At 45.6% G+C, this 19,560-nt stretch carries 17 protein-coding genes and 1 pseudogene; 13 read left to right on the top strand and 5 right to left on the bottom strand.

Going from position 1 to position 19,560, the window contains the following annotated elements:
- Positions 1-274 precede the first annotated feature (274 nt).
- Complete coding sequence (pepN, locus tag ACZ5XY_RS01165; protein ID WP_464743665.1) at positions 275-2,872, top strand: aminopeptidase N; 2,598 nt, start codon at positions 275-277, stop codon at positions 2,870-2,872.
- An 86-nt stretch (positions 2,873-2,958) separates the two neighbouring features.
- Here pepN and ACZ5XY_RS01160 read toward each other — a convergent pair whose 3' ends face one another.
- Positions 2,959-4,041 (bottom strand): 3-deoxy-7-phosphoheptulonate synthase, encoded by a 1,083-nt coding sequence (locus tag ACZ5XY_RS01160; RefSeq protein WP_464742198.1) that lies wholly within the window; start codon positions 4,039-4,041, stop codon positions 2,959-2,961.
- A 230-nt stretch (positions 4,042-4,271) separates the two neighbouring features.
- On the opposite strand from ACZ5XY_RS01160, the gene lpxB reads away from it, so the two are divergent.
- On the top strand, positions 4,272-5,516 hold the full coding sequence (lpxB, locus tag ACZ5XY_RS01155; RefSeq protein ID WP_464742196.1) for a lipid-A-disaccharide synthase: 1,245 nt from the start codon (positions 4,272-4,274) through the stop codon (positions 5,514-5,516).
- 12 nt (positions 5,517-5,528) lie between these two features.
- On the top strand, positions 5,529-6,323 hold the full coding sequence (locus ACZ5XY_RS01150; RefSeq protein ID WP_464742194.1) for a ribonuclease HII: 795 nt from the start codon (positions 5,529-5,531) through the stop codon (positions 6,321-6,323).
- Between the two features lie 51 nt (positions 6,324-6,374).
- On the opposite strand, the gene ACZ5XY_RS01145 is transcribed toward ACZ5XY_RS01150, so the two are convergent.
- Both ACZ5XY_RS01145 and ACZ5XY_RS01140 read right to left on the bottom strand, forming a co-directional pair.
- A complete protein-coding gene (locus ACZ5XY_RS01145) occupies positions 6,375-7,751 on the bottom strand; it encodes a M1 family metallopeptidase (protein WP_464742192.1) in 1,377 nt (458 codons plus the stop codon).
- Between the two features lie 59 nt (positions 7,752-7,810).
- Positions 7,811-8,452, bottom strand: coding sequence for a DUF924 family protein (locus ACZ5XY_RS01140; protein WP_464742190.1), 642 nt, complete (start codon positions 8,450-8,452; stop codon positions 7,811-7,813).
- Between the two features lie 110 nt (positions 8,453-8,562).
- Here ACZ5XY_RS01140 and ACZ5XY_RS01135 point away from each other — a divergent pair, with 110 nt between their 5' ends.
- From ACZ5XY_RS01135 to ACZ5XY_RS01115, 5 genes and pseudogenes are all read left to right on the top strand, one after another.
- Positions 8,563-9,786 (top strand): carboxynorspermidine decarboxylase, encoded by a 1,224-nt coding sequence (locus ACZ5XY_RS01135; RefSeq protein WP_464742188.1) that lies wholly within the window; start codon positions 8,563-8,565, stop codon positions 9,784-9,786.
- Between the two features lie 233 nt (positions 9,787-10,019).
- Positions 10,020-11,294, top strand: a complete 1,275-nt coding sequence (locus tag ACZ5XY_RS01130; RefSeq protein WP_464742186.1) for a saccharopine dehydrogenase family protein — start codon at positions 10,020-10,022, stop codon at positions 11,292-11,294.
- 111 nt (positions 11,295-11,405) lie between these two features.
- Positions 11,406-12,044 carry a hypothetical protein gene (locus tag ACZ5XY_RS01125; RefSeq protein WP_464742184.1) on the top strand — a complete coding sequence of 213 codons (639 nt, stop codon included), beginning with the start codon at positions 11,406-11,408 and terminating at the stop codon, positions 12,042-12,044.
- 150 nt (positions 12,045-12,194) lie between these two features.
- Positions 12,195-13,173: pseudogene (locus ACZ5XY_RS01120) on the top strand (BCCT family transporter).
- Positions 13,151-14,275, top strand: a complete 1,125-nt coding sequence (locus tag ACZ5XY_RS01115) for a BCCT family transporter (RefSeq protein ID WP_464742182.1) — start codon at positions 13,151-13,153, stop codon at positions 14,273-14,275. The pseudogene ACZ5XY_RS01120 and the gene ACZ5XY_RS01115 overlap by 23 nt, the downstream one beginning before the upstream one ends.
- A 14-nt stretch (positions 14,276-14,289) precedes the next feature.
- On the opposite strand, the gene ACZ5XY_RS01110 is transcribed toward ACZ5XY_RS01115, so the two are convergent.
- Both ACZ5XY_RS01110 and ACZ5XY_RS01105 read right to left on the bottom strand, forming a co-directional pair.
- A complete protein-coding gene (locus tag ACZ5XY_RS01110) occupies positions 14,290-14,757 on the bottom strand; it encodes a DMT family transporter (protein ID WP_464742180.1) in 468 nt (155 codons plus the stop codon).
- Positions 14,758-14,783: 26 nt separating this feature from the next.
- Positions 14,784-15,215: a DMT family transporter gene (locus ACZ5XY_RS01105; protein WP_464742178.1), complete on the bottom strand. Its 432-nt coding sequence runs from the start codon at positions 15,213-15,215 to the stop codon at positions 14,784-14,786.
- Between the two features lie 258 nt (positions 15,216-15,473).
- Between ACZ5XY_RS01105 and ACZ5XY_RS01100 the strand changes: the two genes are divergently transcribed.
- The 5 genes from ACZ5XY_RS01100 to mutL all read left to right on the top strand — a co-directional run bounded on the left by ACZ5XY_RS01100 (position 15,474) and on the right by mutL (position 19,537).
- Positions 15,474-16,298, top strand: a complete 825-nt coding sequence (locus ACZ5XY_RS01100) for a PhzF family phenazine biosynthesis protein (protein WP_464742176.1) — start codon at positions 15,474-15,476, stop codon at positions 16,296-16,298.
- Between the two features lie 11 nt (positions 16,299-16,309).
- Positions 16,310-16,642 carry a YnfA family protein gene (locus tag ACZ5XY_RS01095; protein ID WP_464742174.1) on the top strand — a complete coding sequence of 111 codons (333 nt, stop codon included), beginning with the start codon at positions 16,310-16,312 and terminating at the stop codon, positions 16,640-16,642.
- 122 nt (positions 16,643-16,764) lie between these two features.
- The gene (locus ACZ5XY_RS01090) at positions 16,765-17,409 is read left to right on the top strand and encodes a 6-pyruvoyl trahydropterin synthase family protein (RefSeq protein ID WP_464742172.1); all 645 of its coding nucleotides are present in this window, start codon (positions 16,765-16,767) and stop codon (positions 17,407-17,409) included.
- The gene (gene tsaE, locus ACZ5XY_RS01085) at positions 17,399-17,926 is read left to right on the top strand and encodes a tRNA (adenosine(37)-N6)-threonylcarbamoyltransferase complex ATPase subunit type 1 TsaE (RefSeq protein ID WP_464742170.1); all 528 of its coding nucleotides are present in this window, start codon (positions 17,399-17,401) and stop codon (positions 17,924-17,926) included. The genes ACZ5XY_RS01090 and tsaE overlap by 11 nt, the downstream gene beginning before the upstream one ends.
- A gap of 18 nt (positions 17,927-17,944) precedes the next feature.
- Positions 17,945-19,537: a DNA mismatch repair endonuclease MutL gene (gene mutL, locus ACZ5XY_RS01080; protein ID WP_464742168.1), complete on the top strand. Its 1,593-nt coding sequence runs from the start codon at positions 17,945-17,947 to the stop codon at positions 19,535-19,537.
- Positions 19,538-19,560 lie beyond the last annotated feature (23 nt).

Here is a 19,560-nt window from a genome sequence, read left to right as displayed (position 1 = left end):
GGAAAATCAATGTTACGTTGTGTAAGTAGCATTACTGTGAATGATGTCAAAGTTTGCCGATAATTACAATATGCAATTGGCAACCTTCGTTACGATTTGGTAGTTTCTTTGCCTTTTTTGAGCATTTTCAGGGATAATAGAACAAAACTTGTTACTGCGTTTAACAAGATAAGCATTTTCTTTACCAATTTTGCAAAATAACCGCCATTAAATAATCAGTTAAGGAACACTCATGTCCATCGCCGAAAATGACGCGCCCATTGTTGATGTTGAAATGCCGGACGTCCCGCCGCACGCGCCAACGCCAATCAATCAAAAGATTTATTTAAAAGATTATCAGCCGCCAAGCTTTACGGTGGAAACGGTAGCTTTGGACATTAAGCTGTTTGATGATTTTGCAACGGTTGCAAGTCAGCTTAAGATGACCCGCGCTTATCAAGGTGATTTGGTGCTGCTTGGCGAGGCGCTTGAACTTCAAAGCATAGCCATGAACGGTAAAGAATTATCAAATGATGATTATCAATTGTCCGCCGGAAAGCTGGTGATTAACAACGCCCCTGATAAGGTTCAGCTTGATATTTTGGTCAAAATCGTCCCGCAAACCAATACCGAGCTTGAAGGGCTTTATATTGCAGGAAGCGGCGATGAGACCATGTTTGTCACCCAGTGTGAGCCGGAAGGGTTTCGCAAGATTACCTATTATCCTGACCGTCCGGACGTTTTGGCGGTATTTACCACGCGCCTTGAAGCCGATAAGCGCTTTAAAACGTTGCTTGCTAATGGCAACTTGATTGAGGAAGGAAAAGTTGATGGCGATAGCAGCCGCCATTTTGCGGTTTGGCATGACCCCACCAAAAAGCCCAGCTATTTATTTGCTTGCGTGATTGCAGATTTGGACGTCTTGACCGACAGCTTTACCACGAGCGAAGGTCGCAAAGTTAAGCTTGAACTGTTTGCTAGAGCCTCGGACATTGATAAATGTCATGTTGGCATGCAGGCGCTGAAAGATGCGATGCTTTGGGACGAGGTCAATTACGGTCGCGCTTACGATTTGGACCGTTATATGATTGTGGCGGTGAGCCAATTTAACATGGGGGCGATGGAAAATAAGGGCTTAAATATTTTTAATACCGCTTGCGTGCTCTCAAGCCCCGAGACGACAACCGACAGCCGAAGCTTTAATGTGAAAGCGGTGATTGCTCATGAGTATTTTCACAATTGGACAGGCAACCGAATCACCTGCCGCGACTGGTTTCAGCTGTGTTTAAAAGAAGGCTTTACCGTCTTTCGCGACCAGTCGTTTTCTGCCGACCAACAATCAAGCGCCGTTCAGCGTATTGACGATGTGGCAATGCTGCGAGCGCATCAATTTAGCGAGGATGCAGGACCGCTTGCGCATCCGGTGCGACCTGAAAGCTTTGTTGAAATCAACAACTTTTATACCACTACCATTTATGAAAAGGGCGCTGAAATCGTGCGAATGATTGCCAATACCCTTGGTAAAGCCAATTTTCGTGCCGGAACGGATGAGTATTTCCGCCGTTATGATGGTCAAGCGGTGACCGTTGAGGATTTTTTATCGGCGCTCAGTATTAACAATCCCAAGATTGAGCAGTTTATCGACTGGTATCGCCAACCCGGAACGCCGGTGGTATCAGGAACGCAAAGCTTTGATGACAATAGTAAAACGCTGACCATCACCTTAAGCCAAAACACGCGCCACGTTTCAGGATTTAATGCGCCAAAGCCGCTGCCGATTCCCGTTGCTACCGCGCTGTTTGACAAAGATACCGGAAAAATCATCGCTGAGCGGATGTTATTGTTAGAGGATTTAAGCCAAACGTTTACCTTTGACAATATCGATAGCGCGCCGATTGTGTCGCTGCTTCGTGATTTTAGTGCGCCGGTTATTTTGGATTTTGATTATCAAGATGACGATTTGGCGTTTTTGTTGACTTATGAAACCAATGGCTTTAATCGCTGGCAAGTCACCCAGATGCTGGTCAATCGGATTTTATTGCAAAATCATGACCCAAAGGTTTATTTAACCGCGCTTGAAAATACCATTCCAAAGCTTGCGGCAGAGGATGCTATGCTGACCGCAAGGCTTTTGGACATTCCATCGGCGCAAGAGCTTGCCGCTGCCATCACCCAAGATTATGACCCAAAAGCGGTCAAGCAGCTTCGTGATGGGCTTTATCAGCAAGTTGCCGATATGCTCAAGCCGTATTTGAGCAAGCTTTATCAAGCGTTGCCGATTACTGAGTATTCGGACAGTCCTGAAGCAATGGGCGCTCGGGCACTACGCAACGTCATTCTTGATTTGGCGCTGCAAGCAAATATTAAAGACGCCAGTGATTGGGCAAAACATCAGTTTGAAACCGCAAGCTGCATGACCGAGCGTTTTGGCGCGCTCAAAGCGATGGTCAATCATCACGTTGGTGGCGCAAATGATTATTTAAGTGATTTTTATCAGCGTTTTGCTGATGATGCCTTGGTCATTGATTTGTGGTTTAGCGTTCAAGCGGCAAGTGACTTTGCGACCACTTCTGATATTGAGCGCTTGCTTTCGCATGCAGATTTTGATTGGGGAACGCCAAACCGCATCCGCGCGGTCATCGGCGCGATGACGGGTCAGCCAACGATTTTATGGTCAAAAGAGGGCTTGGCAATTTACACCAACGTCATTGCACGCCTTGATGAGAGCAATCCGGTTTTAGCAGCAAGACTCCTTCAGGTGCTGGCGCGTTGGAACACGTTAAAAGACGATTATAAGCAAGTTGCTAAAGCGCAGCTTGAGGCGCTGCAATCTAAAGTGAAATCCAAAAACGTGATTGAAAGCTTGGAAAGTGTTCTAAAATCAAACGATTGAAAATTATAACTATTTAACATTGCAAACAAAAAGCCCATCTTAATAAAAATGGGCTTTTTTTATAGATTTAAGAAAATCACAATGAATTAACGGTTTGGCAACACGTCTTTAATGGTATTGCGAAGGTTGTGTAACGCCTCAACGGTACTTTCCCAATCCAAGCAGCCATCAGTGATTGATTTGCCATATTCAAGGGCGGATAAGTCAGCCGTTAAATCTTGGCGACCACCTTTTAGATGGCTTTCAATCATCATGCCAATGATGGATTTGTTGCCGTTTTGGATTTGCTCGGCGACGTTTTGAATGACCATCGGCTGCAAATACGGGTCTTTGCCCGAGTTGGCGTGGCTTGAGTCAATCATAATTTTGGTGCTGGTTTTGCCTTTTTCAAGCTCATTTTCAGCGGCTGCAACAGCCGTTTCATCGTAGTTTGGCTTACCATTGCCGCCGCGCAGGACAACGTGGGCATAAGGGTTGCCTTTAGACTTGATAATGGAGACTTGACCGTCAGCGGACAGTCCCAAAAAGCTATGACCGGCTTTGACCGCTTGCATGGCGTTAACGGCAACGGTCATGCCGCCGTCCGTACCGTTTTTAAAGCCAACAGGGCAGGACAGCCCCGAGCTCATTTCGCGGTGGGTTTGGCTTTCGGTGGTGCGAGCGCCAATGGCAGACCAGCTAATTAAATCTTGAATGTACTGCGGCGTATTGGGGTCGAGTGCTTCAGTGGCACAGGGCAGCCCTTTTTCGTTCAAATCCAACAGCAATTTTCGAGCAAGGCGCAGCCCTTTTTCAATGTCAAAGCTGTCATTCATATCTGGGTCGTTGATTAAGCCTTTCCAGCCAACGGTCGTTCGTGGTTTTTCAAAATAAACCCGCATCACCACAAAAATGGTATCTTCAATTTCTTTTGCCAAAACCGCCAAGCGGTCGGCGTATTCGTGAGCGGCTTTAAGGTCATGAATTGAGCATGGGCCAATCACGACAAATATACGTTTGTCTTTACCGTCCAAAATATTTTGAATGGTTTTGCGACCATTGAGTACCGTATCGTAAGCCGCTTCGGACAGCGGCAGCTCCGCTTTGAGCGCGGCGGGGGTAATTAGGGGGATGAATTGTTCAATGTTCACGTCATCAATTTCTGCATTGTTCATCGCTGGTATCGTCATGATTTATATCGTCTAGCTAAGTTATAGGAACAATCATTATGCGGCGAATTGCAAGGATTGACAAGGGCGCAGTGAGGATAATTGACTGATAACTGGAATGCAGCCTGCAATAATTTGTTATACTTATTGCCCCATTTGTGGGCTTAAACAAGAGTTGGTTAAAAAATGCCGTTTAAAATTGAGATGTTGCAATGACGCAAGCGCTAACTAAATCGGGCTTAATAAACAAGGTGACGAATAAGATAACTACGCCGGCGTATTTTTCACCGTTAGTCATCGGTATTGTGGCAGGAGAGGTGTCAGGCGACAGCTTGGGCGCAGACTTTATGGCGCAAATGAACAACCTTTGTAGCGATATCATTTGGGTGGGCGTTGGCGGCACAAAAATGCAAGCTCAGGGGCTAAACAGTCTGTTTCCACTCTCAAGGCTTGCGGTGATGGGATTGGTTGAGATTGCCGGTCAGTTAAACGATTTATTTAAAGCGCGCCGCGAGCTGTTAGCTGCTTTTGATAGCGCCAAAATTGATTGGTTTATTGGTATTGATGCCCCCGATTTTAATTTGCGCGTTGCCAAAAAATTAAAACCCAAAGGCGTATTCTGCGTTCAATACGTCAGCCCCTCGGTTTGGGCGTGGCGTGAGTCGCGGATTCATGGCATAAAAAAAGCCACCGATTTGGTGTTGTGCTTGTTTCCGTTTGAGCTTCCGGTATATGAGCGCCACGGTCATCCGGCAGTTTGCGTCGGTCATCCACTGTTGCATAATATTGAGCCAAAATTATTGCCCTCATCAAAAAGTGAACAGCAATCCCAACTGACTTGGCAAAGTCATGGTAAAAAATATGGCTTAGAGGCACAATTTGACCCGTTGACTCAACTGATTTGCGTCATGCCAGGGTCGCGTCGCGGCGAGATTACCGCGATTTTGCCGTTAATGCTGGCGGGAATGGTAAAATTGATTGCAACTCATCCCAAGCTGCAATTTGTCATTCCAACCGTTGATGAAAGCCATCAGGCGCTGATTGAGCACCTTATTCAAGAACAAGCACCGCAATTGCAAGCGCTGATTGCCGTTATTTTTGATGATAAAACGCCAACGCTGAGCCAACAAATCATGGCAGCGTCCGACATTGTTTTGTTAGCGTCAGGAACAGCAACGCTTGAGGCGATGCTGCTTGAGCGCCCAATGGTGGTGGTTTACCAATTAAATGCGCTCACTTATCAAATTGCCAAGAGACTAATCAAAGTGCCCTTTGTTGCATTGCCTAATATATTAGCAGGACAGTTTATCGTCACCGAACTGATTCAAGAGCAAGCGACCGCCGCCGCAATTAGCCAAGAAATTAGCCAATTACTCTTGCCTGAAAACTATAATCAGCAGCAGCAAGCGTTACGAGAAACCAAACGCAATCTTGAACAGCTAAGCAGCCAAAGCCCTGCAACAAGCGTCATTGAGGCTTGGTTTTACAACAAATAATTAAGGCATTCTATGACCGCGATGAGTTCTATCAATCAGCAGTATGAACATATTGCTATTAAAGGCACGCGTGTAACGCTAGCAGCGCCTATTAGCATTTTTGGCAGAATGAACCCTGAAAAATTGGCTCAATCACAACATCACTGGCAAATCGGCGTTGACGAAGCGGGTCGGGGGCCCCTACTTGGCAGCGTCACCGTTGCCGCTGCAATATTGCCGTCTGCTTGGTCAGGACTGATTGAAGAGGCGCCCTTAAAAAACACATCACTTGCCACGCTGACCGATTCTAAAAAATTGAGCGAAAAAAAGCGCGAACAGCTTTATCCACTGATTCAAAATGAAGCCGTAGGTTTTGTTATCGCGAATATTCCGGCAGCCGTTATCGACCAAATCAATATTTTGCAAGCTACGATGAGTGGAATGGCGCTGGTAGTTGAGGCGATAATAGATGAGCTGCTTCATCAAACTAGCAAGCCAATTAACCTTCAAGCGCTATTTGACGGCAACCGTTGCCCTGATTTAAATGAAAATTTATTAAAAAATCCGCGCTTAACCCTTGAGTCTCAAGCTTGGGTAAAAGGTGACGCTCGCCAAACCAGTATCGCGGCGGCAAGTGTTTTGGCAAAAGTTTACCGTGACCAAACGATGATTGCGCTTGCTCAAAAGCACCCAAATTATCTTATCGAAAAACACAAAGGCTACCCAACCAAAGCGCACCTACAAGCCATTGAACAATTTGGCGTCTTGCCGGAGCATCGGCGTAGTTATCGCCCCGTTCGGTTAGCCATTGAGCAGTCTTTAAGTTAACGGTTTAGTTTAAAACAGCCTAAGTATTTATTTAAACTAAATTACGTCAAATCATTCTCGCGTTTCTTCTAAAATCACGCCCTGATTTTCAAAAAATGGCTTTAAGTTTTGCTTGGATTCTTCTTGAAAAATGCGGATAAAGTCAGCCGTGGTTGCAATGCTAAAACGATTTTTATCAAAATAGCACCGCAAAGCTTGCCAAAATACTTTATCGCCAACTTTATCATGCAGTTGGCTCAGCATCTTTGCGCCATCATCGTAAATGACTTGACCGTAACTGTCCTCGTTTTTCGTAAACTCATCGATAGAGGCAGTGATTGAAAAGCCGGAATTGCTATCTTTAATCCAAGCAAAATCCGTCGTATCATAAACGGCTACATAAGAAGCAAACGTGGTCAGCGCTTCATCAAGCCACGGCTCGCGGTAAGCATTGCTTCCGACCAAACTATAAAACCACTGATGGGCAATTTCATGAGCGACCGTGACCCCAAGCGCTTCATCATCGGGTAATTGCGGCGTATTAATCGTGACCAAAGTCGGATATTCCATGCCACCATCGAAGTTACTTGAATAATCAGCGCTGGCAATGATCAGCGTCTGCCACGGATAATTGCCAAACCAAGCCTCAAACTTCGGCAGCACTTGCTTTGCGGTGGTCAGCATCTTAGCCGCAGCTTCTTCTTCACCTTGTCGGTAGGCAACCGTGACACTCACATCGCCAATTTTTGCCGTCATTTTTTTAAAAGGCGTGTTTAATAGTACAAAAAAATCACGAACCTTTGGCGCTAAAAAATGAATCGTTTGCCAATTTTCCAATTTGCTTTTAGAAATTTGCTTTCCGGTTGCTAAAACTTCTAAATCGGCAGGCGCGGTAATCGTTACGTCAAAATTGCCCGTCACCGAATAAAACGACTCGCCAAAATCAATATAAGGCGGCGTGTTCCAACCGTGATTGTCATGAACGGCTAATATCGGTAGCCAATTGCCAAGCGAAACCTGCCGAGCATCCCAGCCAAAGCGGTCTTTTCGTTTTGGAATGTTAATGTTGAAAGTAAAGTCAACCGTCGCCGTTTCGCCATTGTTGATAGCAATATCGTGAATTGTGAGAACGGTATTTTGAAGCGAAGCTTTGGTAGGCTTGCCATTTACCGGAACGTTTTTAATTGTCGTACTACTACCAAAAATAGGCGCATTTGCCCAAACGTTAAATAACACCTTATCCATTGGTTTGCCAAGATTGTTGGTAAAGCTAACGGTTAAATTACCGCTGATGCTGTGGTCAGTCTCATTATAGTTGGCATTAATCTTATAGTTTGGCGCAGTTGGGGCGTAGTGGATAGCATCTGTGGCAAGTTCATTTGCCGAATAGGTATCGTTGGTAACTTTTGGCGATACATTTTCCGAACAACCAATAAGCGCAAAAGACAAAAAAACAGCAACACATTGAGCCAAAGCGCGATTTTTTAGCCCTAACTTTTGAAATCTCATTAAAAAGATGAATCAGGCTGTTGTAGAAACTCAAGTTCAGCCTCACTTGACTTACGACCGAGCGCCGCATTTCGGTGTGGATAACGACCAAACTGCTTTAAAATTGCGGCGTGACGATGCTCAAAATCAAGCGTTTCAGGGTCGTTTAGCTGTTCAAATAAGTGCAAATAGTTTTTATGAATGAGCAAAGATTCGGAATGCATCATCGGCAAAATCATAAATTTGCGCCACTGCATGGGAAGGGTGGCAAAACCCTTTTGGCAAACGGCTTCTTGAGCAAGAATAAGCGCCATTGGGTCTTGAGCAAAAGCGGCGGCTTGGTTGCGATTTAGGTTTCGTGAAAACTGGTCAAGAACTAAGATTTCCGCCAAGCGTCCGGCAAGATTAAGTAATGCTAATTCTTCTGGACTTGCCTTAATATCCTCATGCCGCCGCCAATTAGCGCATTCTGCAAGGCAGGCTTTTTGCCAAAGGTCGCCAAATCGTTCTTGAATTTGGCTATCAAAGTCGTCATTTTGCACAAACCAGAGCGGCTGATGATCCTTATCAAACCAAAACTCAAGAACGGCGCGAGCATCCGCTTCAAGATTGGCAAAAACAGACTGATTTAAACCATCAAAATCGTTAAAAGCGGTGGTCATAGCTATTCTAATTGTTAAGGATTTCGACTACTATAGCGCAACTTAGCGCTGCCGTCATTGCCCAATCGGTCGCCAAAACTGTTACTTTTTGCAATCATCGAGAGCCTATTATGACTCAAAAAACTTCCCTTAACGTCGATATTTCTACAATTGCTACGCCTTACTACTTACTTGATGAAGCGCTGATTGTGGAAAATATGAAAATCATTGCCAAGCTTTGCGAGTTGTCGGGGGCAAAAGCGCTGCTTGCGCTTAAATGCTTTGCCACTTGGGGCGTTTTTGAGGCGATGGCGCCGTATTTGCACGGCACGACCTCATCGTCGTTAAATGAGGTTCGCTTGGGATTTGAAACCTTTGGCAACAATTTAAAAGATAACAGCAAAACTAGCCTAAGCAAAAAAGAAACTCATGCTTATAGCGTGGCTTACAGTGCAAATGAAATTGACGAAGTTTTAGCTTACGCCGACAAAATCATTTTTAACTCCATTTCTCAATTGAATGCCTTTAAAGACAAAGCTCAAGCCAAGAATATTCCGGTCGGCTTACGACTAAATCCAAAAACGAGCAATTCATCCTTTATCATTGCCGACCCTGCAAGACCGTTTAGCCGCTTGGGTGAGCATGATAAAGATAAAATTAGCGCGGTTTTGGGCAATATCAGCGGCGTAATGATTCATAACAACTGCGAAAATGACAGTTTTGAGGCCTTTAGTAAAAGCCTTGATGATATTGAGGTGCGCTTTGGCGATGTTTTAGCAAAGCTTGATTGGGTAAGCCTTGGCGGCGGAATCCACTTTATTGCACCTGATTATCCGCTTGAAAAGTTAGCCAAACGCTTAAAAGACTTTAGCGAAAAATTTGGCGTTCAGGTTTATCTTGAACCCGGTGAGGCAAGTATTCACGGTGCAGGATGTTTAGTGACTACCGTTTTAGACACCATGACCAATGAGAAAAATCTCGCGGTCGTTGATGCCTCGATTGAAGCACATATGCTTGATTTGCTGATTTACCGTGAATCTGCGCCGATTGCCGCGATAAATGGTAAAGCGGTCGATATTAATGCGGTAAGAAAAGACGACCAAGAAAACTCAAATAACACCATCATTTACGGTCGCTCATGCCTAGCAGGGGATATCTTTGGCGAATATCAACTTCCTGAAGCGTTAAACATCGGTGATAAAATCGCCTTTGGCAATGCCGCAGGCTACACCATGGTCAAGAAAAATTGGTTCAATGGCGTCAACATGCCAGCGATCGTCATTAAACGACTTGATGGCAGCATTGATATTCAACGGCAATTTGACTATCAAGATTACAAAGCCAGTTTGTCTTAGTTAATGAAGATTTTTCCAAGTTAATGATTCAAGCGGCGGTGATGATTTTTTGTGAAACCAATTATCAACCGCCGCGCAAACTGCTATAATTGCGCCGGTCAGCGAAGCTGTCGTCACGGGTGCGTGGGTTTTCCTCGGTCTTCCTTTTTAATTCACGCATATTATTCACACGTTTTTGCTTAACTTTTCCGCAATTCTGGCGGGTGGCAAAAACACAAAGGAGGATTGTTGCCTTGAGCACTCAACCAACCAATTTCAATAAAAAAAATGTCCTAATCATCGGCGCAGGCGGTGTTGCGCAAGTGGTTGCTCACAAATGCGCCATGCATAATGACGTATTAGGCGAGATTCATATCGCCTCAAGAACGCTTGAAAAATGTGAAGCCATTGCCAAAAGCGTTGCCGATAAATGCAGCTTTAAGCAGCCGGCAACTTTGAACGTTCATCAAATTGATGCCCTAGATGGCGAAGCCCTGCGAGCATTAATCCAAGATACCGGCGTTCAAATCGTCATTAACGTCGGCTCGCCGTTTTTAAATATGAGCGTTCTTGAGGCGTGTATTGACACCAAAGTGGCTTATATTGACACCGCCATTCACGAAGACCCGCGCAAGATTTGTGAAACGCCGCCTTGGTATGGCAACTATGAGTGGCAGCGTCGCAAGCTTTGCGCGGACAATAACGTCACGGCGATTTTGGGGGCAGGATTTGACCCTGGAATGGTTAACGCTTATGCTAAGATTGGCTATGATATGATGGATAAGGGTTCGGTGACGGACATTGACATTATCGATATCAATGCCGGAAGCCACGGTCGCTATTTTGCCACCAACTTTGACCCTGAAATTAACTTTCGTGAGTTTACCGGAACGGTTTATTCTTGGCAAAACAGCCAGTGGCAATCAAACAAAATGTTTGAAGTTAAGCGTACCGATGATTTGCCGGTCGTTGGCGTTCAAAACAGCTATTTAAGCGGTCATGACGAGATTCACTCGTTATCGGCAAATTTGGACGTTCCCAACATCCGCTTTTGGATGGGATTTGGCGACCATTACATCAACGTCTTTACGGTACTGCAAAGCTTAGGGCTATTGTCCGAGCAGCCAGTTACCACCGCTGAGGGCTTGGAAGTTGTGCCATTAAAAGTCGTTAAAGCCGTGCTTCCTGACCCAAGCTCGCTTGCCCCTGATTACACCGGCAAAACCTGCATCGGCGATAAAGTCAAAGGCAAAATCAATGGCGAGGACAGCGAGGTGTTTATTTACAACATCTCTGACCATGAGGAAGCGTTTGCAGCGATGGGAAGCCAAGGCATCTCATACACCGCAGGCTTGCCGCCCGTTGCTGCAGCGATGCTGATTGCCACGGGCGAGTGGGATGCCGGTCGAATGGTCAACGTTGAAGAGCTTGACCCCAAACCGTTTATCAACTTGCTCAATAACATCGGCATGCCAACTCGAATCCAAGACAAAGATGGCGACCGCTTGCTTGAGTTTCCGGCAAACTAAACCGCTGATTTAAAGTTTGGTTCACTGTTAAAGCTTGCAATATCAATCGGTATTGCAAGCTTTTTATTAGGGCAGTTTTAAGGGAAAAACAGTTCAAAAAAGGACAATAAAATGGAAAAATATAAAGTTGGTGATTTGATTATTAATGCCAACAAACTAAACGTCTTATTAATTTTAGAATCGCCGCATATCAATGAGTTTATTCACAAGCATCCGGCAGCAGGGGAGGCAGCTTGTGAGTTGACGCAGTTTTTTACCAAGCAAGGTTATTTGGCAGCGTTTGACAATCACTTGCCAATTGGCTGCAATATCGAGCAAAAAAAGTACGTTGAACTTGGCATTATGAACTGCGCCCATTTTCCAATGAATTTGGCGTTTTATCCTTGTGGTTTGAGCGCTGATGACAAACAAAAAGCGGAGAAGTTGGCAAGTTTTCGAAATAATTTAGGTCAAAATTTGGCAAGTGAGGATTGGCTGGTTAAGCTTAGTCAAACAGAAATGTTTGCAGATTTTGCAACAAGGCTTAATGCGGTGATTCAAACGCCGCGAGATAATCCTTTAATCATTATTCCTTGCGGCTTTACCGCGACCAATTTTATCGAATTGTTTAAAAGTAAGTTTCAAGAAAATAGCAAGCAGCAGGATTTTAGAATTCTTGACCCGCTACCGCACCCAACCCAAAGCGATTGGGAAGTAAGGATTAATCAAATTTCGATTATTGACCAAATTGCAAAAAATTTTTTACCTTAAATAAAATGAGCGCCTTAATAAATTTAACTTCAACCTGCCGCCCTCAATACTTCTATACATTGCGCAACACAGTCGCAACAGTTGCGGTCTGAACTTGACCGACCGCCTTGCGCTAAACTAAGGTCAAATCAAAGTTAAAGACAAAGGACGATGCCCATGAGTCAGCCACCCAATAATGACAACCTTGATAACGACATTCCAAAAACCACGCCGCCAAAAACCCCTTTTGAGCGCAGCCGATTTGGCGGGACGACGCGACCGCACAAAACGCTTGAAGATGAAGTTCCGGTTTCCAAAAGCGATTTGGGAAAAGGCGCAGGGGAGTTGTCGCTGACCAAAACGACGCAGGTTAACTGGAGCGTTTTGATTGTATCATCGGTGATTATTGCGGCGTTTTCGGTTTGGGCGATGGTCATGCCAGCTCAAGCAAGCGCAACGATGGAGCTGGTGGTCAATTGGATTGCGAGCAATTTGGGTTGGTATTATGTGCTGACCATGGCGCTGGTCATCTTTTTTGTGGTTTGGGTGGCGCTGTCAAAAGCCGGCAGCGTTCGCTTAGGTCCTGATGATTCACGGCCGCAATATGGCCTGGCAACGTGGGGCGATGCTATTTGCGGCAGGCGTTGGCATTGATTTGCTGTTTTTTTCGGTCACGGGACCTGTGGTTCAGTATTTGATGCCGCCATCGGGTGAGCCTGAAACCGCTGCCGCGCTTTATCCGCTATTTGGCAGGCGCGTTAAAGGTTCGCTTGGTCATGGCATTAGCATTATCGCCCTTGTAGGAACGGTGTTTGGGGTGGCAACCACAATGGGAATTGGCGTGGTGCTGCTAAACGTAGGATTTGCAACGCTCTTTGGCTTTAGCGAAGGCTTAACGCTGCAAATTGCACTGGTAGTTGGCGCGGTAATTTTAACCATTGCGGCAACGACGTCCGGCGTTGACCGCGGTATCCGCTGGATTTCAGAGTTGAACCTTTGGAGCGCCGTTGCCATGATGGCGTTTATCCTCATTGCAGGGCAAACGGCATTTTTGCTCAATGGTTTGGTGGAAAATATCGGTCATTTTTTGGTGACGTTGCCGTCGCGAATGCTGAAAACCTTTGTTTATGTTCCGGATAGTAGCGAATGAATGGGCAGTTGGACGCTGTTTTTTTTGGGCATTTTGGCTGGCTTGGGGACCGTTTGTTGGGGTGTTTTTGGCGCGGATTTCGCGCGGTCGAACGCTTCGCGAGTTTGTTATCGCCGCGATTACCGTTCCGGTGCTTTGTGATTTTATTATCGTGTCCTTTTTTGGTAATTCAGCGCTTTATCAAGTCTTACAAGGCAATAGCGAATTTGCTGAGCTTGCCATTCAAAGCCCCGAGCATGGTTGGTATGCACTGTTAGGAATGTTTCCGGCAGCCACGTTTTTGATTGCCCTTGCGACCTTTTCAGGACTCTTGTTTTATATCACCAGTGCCAACTCAGGAGCGATGGTGATGTCCAATTTTTCCGCGTCAACCCCTGACCCAAGCGAAGATGGTCCTAAATGGCTGCGGATATTTTGGGCGGTGTTGACGGCGGTGCTGACCATTTCAATGCTGCTTGCCGGCGGCGTCATTACGATGGAGTATGCCACGCTGATTTTTGCGTTGCCGGTAACGATTATTGCGTATTTGGTGATGATTTCATTTTATAAGGCGCTGCGGATTGAACGTGCTGAACAAGAAGGCACGGTGCTTCGGCGCGCAACCATTACCCCAAGCGGTGGTCATATTCCTGAACGCTCATGGAAGCAGCGCTTGGGGCAGATGCTTACTTATCCGTCCAAACGCGAAGCCGTTCAGTTTTTAGAGCGCGTGGTTCGACCGGCGCTTGATGACGTGGCGGCAGAGTTTCGCGGTCAAGGCTACGATGCCGAGCGCCAAAATGCCGACCACGACCAAAGCGTCTCAACCATCGACCCCAATCGCCCTTCAGGACCGCTGCTTCGGGTCGCCGCCGACAGTATCCACGATTTTTATTATCAAGTGGCGATGGTACCAAAGCCGGCGCCGACCTTTAGCGGCAAAATGGCGTCCGATACTGATGTTTATTATCGCCTTGAGGTCACCACCCAAACTGGGTCGGGTGGCTATGATTTGATGGGGCTAAGCCGTCAGCAAGTGATTGATGATGTTCTTGAGCAGTATGAGGCGTATTTGGCGTATTTAAGTGGCGGCGTTGAGGAAGACGGATTGGTGAAAGAATGAAAAGAGTAAGATAATTAGCTCTTTATCTTTTTGGTATTACTCAAATAAATAAAATACAGCGCCGCCGCTAACAGTCCAACGGCAGCAAGGCGCTTACCGCCAAGCGGAATTTGCGGATTGCCAAACCAACCAAAATGATCCACCAATAGCCCCATTACAATTTGACCGGTAATAATGGACACAATGGTTGCTGCCGTGCCAATCTTTGGAACAGCAACCACGATCGCTGCCATCGAAAAGCAGCCAAATAACGCGCCGGACAATTGCCAAATTGGTACGGTAAACATGGTTTCCGCTTGTGGTGGCTCAAAAAATATCACCAAAAAAAATAAAACAATGGCAGCAATAACATTGGCAAGCCAAGCGGTGGTGACCAAATCGGTTTTTAAGCTGAGCGCGCCGTTGATTGCCGATTGCGCCGCGATTGCCGAGCCGCCAAGAAGCAATAAAGGAAAGGTAAAAATCGCCAAAGAGTCCAACATTTAACATTATCCTTAAAAGCATTTGCCTAATAAATCAGCCAAAGTGCTGCTAAAATCAGCCCAAGCGCGATGATTCGGTAACTGTCCACCTTGCGCTTTTCTGTTCCCAAAATGCCAAAGTGGTCAATGGCAAGGCTTGCGGTAATTTGACCGCATAAAATCCCAACCATCGTTGCGCCAACGCCCACAAGCGGCGTCGCCACCACCAAAACAAGGGTGTAAGCAAACCCAACCAAGCCGCCTGAAAGTAGCCACGGCGGCAATTTAGCAAGCTTTAAAATATAGCTGCGCCGTTGAATAACCATGGCGATACTGAACACCAAAATACCAATCAGAAAAATGGACAATGACGCCGACAGCTTGCCAATACGCTCGCCAAGCGGTCCCAAAATCGCCGCCTCAAGCGCCAGCGCCATGCCGCCCAGCACCACAAATATAAGCATTGCCAGTTGTTTCATAGCGTCCCAATCACCTTAACTTCCTCTTTACCTGTTATTTTAAAAGCAGCCGCGTTATTGCCGCCGCTATTGTAGGCGCTCTAGCAAAATCTCTCAACTTATCTGTTTTTTAAGCCATTTTGAAAATAAAATTTGTTGACCTTTAAAATGCCATCAGCTGTGTTTCAGCGAAAATTTTTAGCTTAAAACAGCTATAATGTCACAGCTACTAAACTCAATAATTTTAACGGTTAATGAAGGCTGATTAAGGGGTGAATAATGCAGCTTGCAATAAATGTCGTAGATGCTTTTACCGATACCGTTTTTAAAGGCAATCCGGCAGCGGTCATCATCACTGAAGATTGGCTGACCGATGAGCTAATGCAGTCCATAGCTTTGGAAAATAACTTATCAGAAACGGCATTTTTGGTGAAAGATAAATCAGGCGATAACCATAGTTATCAAATTCGTTGGTTTTCACCGCTCACTGAAATTGATTTTTGTGGTCATGCTACCTTAGCTGCGGCTTTTGTTTTATTTAACAAAAATCTTGAATTAACGAAAATTAAATTTAGCGCCAAAGCCGTGGGGACGTTTATCGTTGTTCGACTCAATAATGGCAAAATTCAAATGGATTTTCCCAATAATTGTCCCCAAAAAGTCGATGAGATTCCGGCGGAACTGCGAGCAGGATTATCAATTCCGCCCGTTGAGGTTTATGTCAACAATCAAGCTTATTTTGTCATTTATGAAAATGAAGCCGATGTGTTATCGGTGCGCCGTGATAATGAGCAGCTAAAAGCGCTTGCGCCAAGAGATGTCGTGGTCACTTGTCCATCAACATCTGATAATCGTGATAAGCCAAACGGCTACGACTTTATGTCACGTTATTTTTGGCCGGCAAATGGCGGTGATGAGGATGCGGTAACGGGCTCGATTCATACCGGACTTGCGCCGTTTTGGGCAAATCGCCTTGGGAAAAATAACTTAATCGCGTATCAAGCGTCATCTCGCGGTGGCATCTTAGAATGCATTGTGGTCGGTAAGCGCGTTCTTATTTCTGGTCGCGCCGTTCAGTATTTAGCCGGTACAATCAGCATTTAGGAGCAGCACTCTTGACGGAATTAAAAACGGTTGGACTGTTTGCGCTAACGGCACTTGCCGAAATTATCGGTTGCTATTTACCGTATCTTTGGCTGCGCGAGGGCAAATCGGCTTGGCTACTGATTCCTAGTATCTTAAGCTTAATGGCGTTTGTTTGGCTGTTGACCCTGCACCCAACAGCAGCGGGCAGGGTTTACGCAGCTTACGGCGGCGTTTATGTTTTGATGGCGATAGTTTGGCTTTGGGCAGTTGACGGCATCCGCCCAACGTCTTGGGATATGATTGGCGCAGGGGTGGCGCTGCTTGGCATGGCAATCATTATGTTTGCGCCGCGAGCTGCTTAACACTCGCGGTCATAACTACTTGCTTACGAAGCGCCTTTGATTTGCTATAATAAAAAATTGGCTGAAAGATGAATGATTTTGCAAGATTTCAGCGCCTACTTTTTGGTTCAATTAACATTATTATGCGAATACGTAAACTTTTTAAATTTGAAAACGCCCATATCGTCCGCAACTGTAGCTCTGAGCGCTGCAAGCACTCCATTCATGGTCACAGCTATCAGATTGAGCTAATTTTGGAGGCGCACCGCTTAGACCACGGTCAGATGGTTTATGATTTTGGCTTGCTTAAATCTTCAATCAAAGACTTGATTGACAGCTTTGACCATGCCATTTGCTTTTGGAATCAAGACGACTCAGAGTACATTGCCGCTTGTAAAAAATTTAGCGCGCGCTGGATTTCGCTGCCGGTATCGCCATCAGCCGAGCAGTTTTCGCGAGTTATCTTTTTTTGGGCGCGCGAGATTTTAAAGCAAACGCAAATGCAAAACGGCGAGGCGGACGTTAACGTTTACTCGGTCATCGCTCACGAAACGGCAACCGGCTACGCTCAGTGCTTTAATGAAGACGTTGACAACGCGCAAATGGGCAAGCTTAATTTAGAGGATTTTGAATTTAGCTCGCAAGTTTGCGCTGAATGGGGCGACCCTGAGCTTTACCAAAAATTGATCAAAGGCGAGCGCTTTATCAATCCAACCGTGAGCATTCAAGTTGCTGTTGATGCTCCTGATAACGATATTGATGAAAAAGGGGCGCTTGATGGCAAATAATGACAATGTTGCCAACAGCGCTAATTTTCAAGCGATTACGCTAAATTCTGAAGCAGATACCAAACGCTTAGCCGAAAAGTTAGCCGCCATGGGACTTGAAGGCAGCGTTTGGCTGTCCGGTGATTTGGGCGCAGGAAAAACGACGCTCACGCGCTATTGGCTGCAAGCTTTGGGTCATCAAGGCGCGATTAAAAGCCCAACCTATACCTTGGTTGAGCCTTACCAAATTAAGCAAAGTGACGGCTCAAAATTGCCGGTTTATCATGCTGATTTGTACCGCTTGCAAGACCCTGAGGAGCTGTCATTTATTGGCTTTGATGAGTATCTTGATGAGCCAAATGCGCTGATTATCATCGAATGGGCAAACCGAGCCGACAGCTATTTGCCGCCGCCGGTGTTATTTATTGACCTTGTTAAAGGTGACAATTTAGCAAATAAAGAATCGCGCCAAGCGCTCTTGCGATTGTCCAAAGTTGGTCAAGCTTTTGGCTATGATTTGACGACCTTAAACGGTTAAGCTTTGATAACTTAAGCTATGGTAAATTCTAAAAGCCTACCGCGAATTAAGAAACTATCGCCGCTGCTGATTAACCAATTAGCCGCAGGGGAGGTGGTCACGCGACCTGCTGCCGTGGTCAAGGAATTGCTTGAAAATGCCATTGACGCCGGCGCGACTAAGATTGACGTGAGTATCACCCAAGGCGGCATGGGCATGATTTCGGTGGCGGACAACGGTTCAGGAATTCTGCCTGAGGATATGGTCATGGCAATCACCCGCCATGCAACCAGTAAAGTTGCCGACGTTGCCAATTTGCAAGGTATTAATACTTTAGGATTTCGCGGGGAAGCTTTAGCGGCAATCGCTGCGGTATCACGGCTTGAGTTAACCAGCTCGGCAGATGACAGCGGCGTTGGTCGCAAAATTAGCGTGGCAGGCGTGCTCAATGACTCACCAGTTTTAACGCCCATCGTTCATCCCAAAGGTACTTGCGTTAGTGTTAAAGATTTATATTTTAACGTTCCTGCACGCCGTGGCAACTTAAAATCTATTGCGACCGAATTTTCTTATATTGAAGCCATCGTTCGTGATGTGGCACTGGCAGCCGCGGACGTTCAGCTGACTTTGAGCCATGAGCAAAAACTGCGCTTAAGCTTGCCGGCGGTGGGTGAGAACAGTCAAAAACTGCCGTTATCGCGACTTGAGCAAGCGCTTGGGGTTAATCTTGAACCAATTGCCAAGCCTATTTTTGTTGATTTAGCCAATTTAACGCAAAATAGCTTTGCCAGTGACCTAGACGCTTTGCCTAATAACGCAAGCATTGAAGGTTGGTTATTGCCGCAGCTACCAAACGAAACGCTACCAAAGCTGATTTATGTTAATGGTCGCTTAATTAAAGACCAAGTGATTAGCAGCGAGCTGCAAAAAATTGCTCAGCGCCTGCTGCCATCAGGGCTAGGGTTTGCGCTGTATTTTACCTTGCCAAGTGACTGGATAAATATCAACGTTCATCCGGCAAAGCAGCGCATCAAAATCAGCCCGCTTGCCAATATTTTGGCGCATTTACGGCACAATGTTGAGCTGATTTTAAAGCCAATTCAGGCTCAAGAAGTGAAAAAAGACGAGCAAGATTACTCAGATAATTTTAAAAGTTTGGGTAACAATAAAACGGCAACCACTTATCAAAGTTATGAGCGCCGAATTTCGCCTACGGCTATAAATTCGCGTCAAGTTCAAGCGCCAAGGCAGCAATATCAAGCAGGTTCAGTAGCCCCGCCGCTAGCAAATAGCTTTTATAGCAATCAAAATGCTAAAAATTACCAAAATTTAACCGCGCTAAAATGTTTAGCCATTATTCAAAAAAAGCCTGAAAACTTAGACAGCTCAAAAATTAGCGCGCCATTGCCTTGGTTTCTCATTCAAGCCGGCGAGCAGTTTTTATTAATTAGTGCTAACGCCAATAGTATTTTTCATAACAATAGTTTGCTAAGTATCAATCAACAACTTGACCAAGCCAATTTGCAACAGCTAACTAAAGATTTATTAAAGCAATCATTTTTAGCGCTGACTACGGATGAATTAATTGGTTTAATGTTAGCCGCGCCGCTTGACAGTATTTCGATAAATTAACAGAATAAAACTAATTGAGTCTT

It is taken from the genome of Psychrobacter sp. GTC18467, assembly GCF_055397455.1.
This window is presented reverse-complemented; position numbering and strand designations above follow the sequence as displayed.

Bases quoted from the DNA above. Each gene is read 5' to 3' on its own strand.
- ACZ5XY_RS01125 (WP_464742184.1), top strand. From the start codon at position 11,406: ATGGAAAAATATAAAGTTGGTGATTTGATTATTAATGCCAACAAACTA.
- ACZ5XY_RS01115 (WP_464742182.1), top strand. From the start codon at position 13,151: ATGTTCCGGATAGTAGCGAATGAATGGGCAGTTGGACGCTGTTTTTTT.
- ACZ5XY_RS01150 (WP_464742194.1), top strand. From the start codon at position 5,529: ATGACCGCGATGAGTTCTATCAATCAGCAGTATGAACATATTGCTATT.
- ACZ5XY_RS01140 (WP_464742190.1), bottom strand. From the start codon at position 8,452: ATGACCACCGCTTTTAACGATTTTGATGGTTTAAATCAGTCTGTTTTT.
- tsaE (WP_464742170.1), top strand. From the start codon at position 17,399: ATGGCAAATAATGACAATGTTGCCAACAGCGCTAATTTTCAAGCGATT.
- ACZ5XY_RS01160 (WP_464742198.1), bottom strand. From the start codon at position 4,041: ATGACGATACCAGCGATGAACAATGCAGAAATTGATGACGTGAACATT.
- mutL (WP_464742168.1), top strand. From the start codon at position 17,945: ATGGTAAATTCTAAAAGCCTACCGCGAATTAAGAAACTATCGCCGCTG.
- pepN (WP_464743665.1), top strand. From the start codon at position 275: ATGCCGGACGTCCCGCCGCACGCGCCAACGCCAATCAATCAAAAGATT.
- ACZ5XY_RS01110 (WP_464742180.1), bottom strand. From the start codon at position 14,757: ATGTTGGACTCTTTGGCGATTTTTACCTTTCCTTTATTGCTTCTTGGC.
- ACZ5XY_RS01135 (WP_464742188.1), top strand. From the start codon at position 8,563: ATGACTCAAAAAACTTCCCTTAACGTCGATATTTCTACAATTGCTACG.
- ACZ5XY_RS01105 (WP_464742178.1), bottom strand. From the start codon at position 15,215: ATGAAACAACTGGCAATGCTTATATTTGTGGTGCTGGGCGGCATGGCG.
- ACZ5XY_RS01090 (WP_464742172.1), top strand. From the start codon at position 16,765: ATGCGAATACGTAAACTTTTTAAATTTGAAAACGCCCATATCGTCCGC.
- ACZ5XY_RS01100 (WP_464742176.1), top strand. From the start codon at position 15,474: ATGCAGCTTGCAATAAATGTCGTAGATGCTTTTACCGATACCGTTTTT.